This window comes from Burkholderia sp. IT-111MI5 (assembly GCF_949752865.1).
GTDB lineage: Bacteria > Pseudomonadota > Gammaproteobacteria > Burkholderiales > Burkholderiaceae > Burkholderia > Burkholderia pyrrocinia_C.
The window spans coordinates 1-470 of record NZ_CATKIF010000051.1; the positions used below are offsets into that span (position 1 = coordinate 1).

At 71.5% G+C, this 470-nt stretch carries 1 pseudogene; it reads left to right on the top strand.

The features are described 5' to 3' along the window. Positions 1-470: pseudogene (locus ACM6JT_RS27170) on the top strand (acetyl-CoA C-acetyltransferase); the annotation flags it as partial.

Genomic DNA, 470 nt, shown 5'->3' on the forward strand with positions numbered 1-470 from the left:
GAAGCCGCGCAGAAGGCCGGGCGCTTCGACGACGAGATCGTGCCGGTGTCGATTCCGCAACGCAAGGGCGAGCCGCTGCAGTTCGCGACCGACGAGTTCGTGCGTCACGGCGTGACGGCGGAATCGCTGGCGGGGCTGAAGCCGGCGTTCTCGAAGGACGGTTCGGTGACGGCGGCGAACGCGTCGGGCCTGAACGACGGCGCGGCGGCGGTGCTGGTGATGTCGGCGCAGAAGGCGGCGGCGCTGGGCCTGACGCCGCTGGCGCGGATCAAGGCGTATGCGAACGCGGGCGTGGATCCGAGCGTGATGGGGATGGGCCCGGTGCCGGCGTCGCGCCGGTGCCTGGAGCGCGCGGGCTGGACGCCGGGCGACCTGGACCTGATGGAGATCAACGAGGCGTTCGCGGCGCAGGCGCTGGCGGTGCACAAGCAGATGGGCTGGGACACGTCGAAGGTGAACGTGAACGGCGG